A 5,138-nucleotide genomic window follows, 5' to 3' on the forward strand; every position below is an offset into this window, starting at 1 on the left:
TCCATCATCAGCATCTCAGATTCGAGCCTCCGAGGCTCTGGCAGTCATGGGGTCTTCGTCAGCAGCAGCGCGCCTGGCAGTCGCGGGGCGACCCCTCCGGTGTCGCCGCTGGCCACCACCACGCGGATGCCGGGACGGATTACCTCCGCGCGCTGCGCCAGCTCGATCCCCGACGTGCCCGGCAGATGGATGTCGGTGACCAGCACAGCGACGGGGACGGTCTGTAGCGTGGCCATCGCCTGTTCCGCGCTGGCGGCCTCGATCACGATATGCCCGCCTTCCTGCAACGCCTCCGCGGTCGCGGTGCGGATCAGCGGGTCGTCCTCCACCAGCAGCACGGTCATGCCGGTGGCGGCGGGCAGCGGGGGCGGGGCGATTGCCGCGCGACCGACCGACTGGCTGCGCTGGCGCTGATTGGCAAGGACGTGGCGGAATTTCCGGGCCAGCGCCTCGCGCGTGTACGGCTTGGACAGAAGCTCGACGCCCGCATCCAGCCGCCCGCCATGGACGATCGAGTTTTCGGTGTAGCCCGACGTGAACAGCACCGCCAGGTCGGGCAGCCGCTGCCGCGCCTTGCGCGCCAGTTCCGGGCTTTTGAGCGTGCCGGGCATCACCACGTCGGTGAACAGCATGTCGATGGGGATGCCGCTTTCGATGACGTTGAGCGCGCTTTGCGCGTCCACCGCCTTCAGCACGCGATAGCCCAGGTCGGTAAGCATCTCGACGACGGTGGCGCGCACCTCGTCGTCATCCTCCACCACCAATACGGTCTCGGTGCCGCCGGTGATCGGGCCGGTATCGACCGCGACCTCGACGTCCTCGCTCTCCATCGCGCGCGGCAGATAGAGGCGGATCGTGGTGCCGTGGCCGATCTCCGAATAGATCTTCACATGGCCGCCGGACTGTTTGACGAAGCCATAGACCATCGACAGGCCCAGCCCCGAACCCTTGCCCTCCGCCTTGGTGGAGAAGAACGGTTCGAACGCCTTTTCCAGCACGTCCGGTGCCATGCCGCTGCCGGTGTCGGTGACTGCCAGCATGACATATTGCCCGGGCGTCACCTCGTCATGGGTGCGCGCATATTCGTCGTCGAGATGGGCGTTGGCCAGTTCGATCGTGAGCCGCCCCTGGCCCTCCATCGCGTCGCGCGCGTTGATCGCCAGGTTCAGCAGCGCATTCTCGATCTGACCGGGGTCGATGAAGGTGTTCCACAGGCCGCCGCCGAAGACGGTCTCGATCTCCACCCCTTCGCCGATCGCACGGCGCAGGATGTCCTCCATCCCCTGGACGAAGCGGGTGACGTTGACGACCTTCGGCTCCAGGGCCTGGCGCCGGCCGAACGCCAGCAGCTGCGCCGCCAGCCGCGACCCGCGCGCCACCCCCGCCAGCGCGTTGGCGACGCGCGCCTCCGCCCGCGGATTGCCCGCGATATCCCTGGCCAGCAATTGCAGGTTGCCCGACACGACTTGCAGCAGATTGTTGAAATCGTGCGCGACGCCGCCGGTCAGCTTGCCGACCGTCTCCATCTTCTGCGCCTGCGCCAGCTTCGCCTCGGCATCGCGGCGGGTGGCGATTTCCGCGATGACGCGCGCCTCGAGGTTTTCGTTGAGCTGGCGCAGCTGTTCCTCGGCGCGCTCGCGATGCAGGATCTGGCGTTCGAGCTGCTCGGCATGTTCGCGCAATGCCGCCTCTGCCGCACGACGGTGGGTGATGTCGGTGTGGACGCCCACCCATTCGACGATCTCCCCCGCATCGTCCAGCAGCGGCACCGCACGGATCGCGAAGGTGCGCCACTGGTCGCCGGAGCGGACGCGGTGTTCGAACACGAACGTCGATTTGGCGGCGACGGCGCGCTCCCACGCCGCGATCGTCGGCGGGCCGTCGTCCGGGTGGACCGCATCGGCCCAGCCATAGCCCCGATATTCCGCCTCGCTCTGCCCGGTCAGCGCCGCCCAGCCGGGTTGCTCGCCGATCATCCGGCCGGCGGCGTCGTTGGTCCACAAGACGCCGTGCATCGCGTCCATCGCCGCGCGGAAACGGGCGTTGGCGGTGGCCAGCGCCTGTTCCCGCTGAGCGCGTTCCTCGACATCGAAGACCAGCACGTGGAAGCCCGAGACGCTGCCGTCCGCCTCGCGCCGCGGCAGGTAGCGCACGTCGGCGCGCCGCCAGCCGCCGTCGCCATGCTGAATCGTGGCGTCGGACGCGATCGTTTCGCCCGCCAGTGCGCGGTCCATCATGGACTGCCGCGCGGCATAGTTCGCTTCCCCGATCACCTCGCGCGCATGGCGACCGACGACCTGCGCCGGGGTAAGCCCGAACCACTCGCGGTAGTATTCGTTCGCGAAGCGATAGATGTGATCGCGATCGATGAACGCGACCAGCACCGGCAGCACATCGGTGACGGCGCGCAATTCCGCCTCGCTCGCCGCGAGCCGGCGTTCCAGCTGCAGCCGGTCGGTATTGTCCAGCACGGTGCACATCACCCCGCCGACGGTGCCGTCCGCTTCGTACACCGGGGTGTAGAACAGGTCGAGATAGACCTGTTCGGGCACGCCCGAGCGCAGCAGCGTCATCGGCTGATCGCGGAACGACTGAACCTCGCCGCGCAAGCCGCGTTCCAGGATGACGCGGTTCCAGTCCCAGATTTCCGGCCAGATGACCGGCACCGTGCCGCCCAGCGCGCGGGGGTGATTGGCGCCCGCGATCACTGCATAGGCATCGTTATAGATCATGATGTGGTCCGTCCCCCACATCAGCACCTTGGGCACCGGCGAGTTGAGGACGTTCGACACTGTGGTGCGCAGCGTGGGCGACCAGCCGTCGATCGGCCCCAGTGCGGTGCCCGACCAGTCGAAAGCGCGCAACAATGTTCCCGCTTCGCCGCCGCCGACGGGCCAGACCGCACCCACGGCACTACGCGAATGTAACGTGCTCATGACCGGTGTGTGATACCGCTGTCGGTTGCCGTCAACAATTGACGCAAGCTAAGCGACTAACGTCGAACGGTTGTTTCTTGCGGGTCGGCCGATGGCCCGCCGAGCCAGGCATTCCGGAAGCGCCTTTGCCCGGCGGTCAGTGGGATGCCCGCTGCCTCCGCGCGGACCACCTCCAGCGTCGGGTCGGGCCGGACGCGCAGCGTCGCCTGCCGTTCGCGCCCGTCGCGGGGGACGAAGCGCACCGCGACGTCGCTGCCCGGCGCCAGCCGCGCGAGCGCCGCGTCCCAGTCGGCGACGGTGGCGAGCGGCGTCGTGCCCAGCGCGACGATCCGGTCGCCCTTGTCGGCGCCCGCGCCATAGAGCGGCGAACCGGGCGGCGGCGCGGCGGCGAGCACCACCTCGCCCGCGGGCGTCGCGTTCGCCGCGCGCGTGCCGATCCAGCCGCGCGCGGGGTGGGCGGGGCGTAGCAGCAGCCCGGCCTGCGCCAGCAGCGGCGCCATGTCGGGCAGTGCATGACCCTCCACCGTTTGGGCAAAGAAGCGGTGGGCGAAGGCGGCATCGCCGGTCAGCTGCGCCAGCGCGCTGCGCAGGTCGGCGGTGACATAGGGTTTTTCGGTGCGGCCATGGGTGCGCCACAAGAGTCGCATGTAATCGTCGAGCGTCAATTTCGGGAATTGCCGCCGCAGCGACAGGTCGAGCGCGAGTGCCACCACCGCGCCATAGGGGTAATAGGACAGGAAGACGTTGGGGCTGACCGGATCGATCGAGGTCGCGGCATCGGCAAAGGGCGCGCGCAGGCTCATCTCCATCGGCCCCGCCAGCTGCCGCGCGGGCGCGTTGACGACATAGTCGAGCGTCTGCGACATATCCGCCAGCCATGCATCGGTGGTCGACAGACCCGCACGGCGGATCAGCAGCGGGCCGTAATATTGCGTGAACCCCTCCGCGAACCACAGTGACGGGGTGGGATTGGCGCGGGTGAAGTCGAACGGCTCCAGCTCCGCGGGGCGCAGCCGCTCGACGTTCCAGGCATGGACGAATTCGTGCGCCACCGTGCCCAGCTGCGCGGCGTTGCTGCCGTCCAGCGGCGCGGTGCCGGTGACGATCGTGGAGTTGCGATGCTCCATCCCGTCACCGCTCGCCTGCGGCATGTAATCGGCGATGAACGTGTAGCTGCCATGGTCGAAGCGCGGCCATTCGCCGAACAGCGCGCGATGCTGCGGGATCAGCGCCTTCACCTGCTCCGCGAAGCGATCCACGTCGGCCGGGGTGCCGGGATGATGCACCGCCAGCCGGATCGTGTAGCGATCGGCGCCGTCGCCGACCTGCCATTCGCGCACGTCGTGACGCGACAGCTCGGTCGGGCTGTCCATCAGATATTGCAGGTTCGCGGCGCGATAGCGGCCGGGGGTGTTCGTTGTCGCCAGCTGGGTCGCTACGGTCCAGTCCGGCGCGGCCGGCGTGAAGGTCAGGTCGATCGGGCGATCGTCATAGCCGGTCGCCCACAGGATCGTCGCGGGCATGTTGAGATGCGCGTGGGTGGTGTCGATCTGCGCATAGGTGCCGTCACCGCGATCGCCGTACAGCGTATAGGTGATGCGCACCGTGCCGTCGTGGCCCGCCACGCTCCAGCCATAGGGATCGGTGCGGGTGAGCGGCAGTGCGCGGCCCGCGCCATCGGTCGCGGAGACGGCGTAGACGTTTTTGGCGAATTCGTGCAGCGCATAGCGTCCCGGCGAGGAGCGCGACATCTGCACGCGCAGCGGCCCGGCCGGCACGCCGCGCCAGGTGGCGACGATGCGCGCCTGATGATGCGCGGCATCGGGGAAGGAGATGTCGTAGCGGACCGGCGCGTCATCGGCGGTGGAGGCAATGGTGTCGGGCGTCTGCGCCGCGATGGGTATCGGCGTCGCGAAGGCCAGCAGCAGCAGCGCGGCCGGTCGTGTCAGGATGCGCATCGTCCTATCCCCTGAAATCCCGTCGTCCCTGCTATCCCGCGCGTGCGCCGGCCGTCACGTGAATTTCGCGCGAGGCGCCCGGCCATTGCCGTGCCGGGCCGATCCGGGGCAGAAGGCATGCATGACGAAGTGGCGTATTGGGCTGGCGCTGATGCTGGCGGTCGTTCCTGCGATGCCGGCGGCGGCGGGGGTGGGGGAGACGGCGCCGTCGCTGCTGGAGGTCGACCGGCGGCGACATCGGCGG

2 protein-coding genes are annotated in these 5,138 nt (G+C 68.8%); both read right to left on the reverse strand.

The window, feature by feature from the left end:
• Window positions 1-44: 44 nt before the first annotated feature.
• Window positions 45-2,936 (reverse strand): hybrid sensor histidine kinase/response regulator, encoded by a 2,892-nt coding sequence (locus tag AX685_RS03985; protein ID WP_156445658.1) that lies wholly within the window; start codon window positions 2,934-2,936, stop codon window positions 45-47.
• 56 nt (window positions 2,937-2,992) lie between these two features.
• The gene (locus AX685_RS03990; RefSeq protein WP_066485665.1) at window positions 2,993-4,894 is read right to left on the reverse strand and encodes a M61 family metallopeptidase; all 1,902 of its coding nucleotides are present in this window, start codon (window positions 4,892-4,894) and stop codon (window positions 2,993-2,995) included.
• Window positions 4,895-5,138: the final 244 nt, after the last annotated feature.

Origin of the sequence: Sphingomonas sp. CCH9-F2, from assembly GCF_001556735.1 — a bacterium.
GTDB lineage: Bacteria > Pseudomonadota > Alphaproteobacteria > Sphingomonadales > Sphingomonadaceae > Sphingomonas > Sphingomonas ginsenosidimutans.

Bases quoted from the DNA above. Each gene is read 5' to 3' on its own strand.
- AX685_RS03985 (WP_156445658.1), bottom strand. From the start codon at position 2,936: ATGAGCACGTTACATTCGCGTAGTGCCGTGGGTGCGGTCTGGCCCGTC.
- AX685_RS03990 (WP_066485665.1), bottom strand. From the start codon at position 4,894: ATGCGCATCCTGACACGACCGGCCGCGCTGCTGCTGCTGGCCTTCGCG.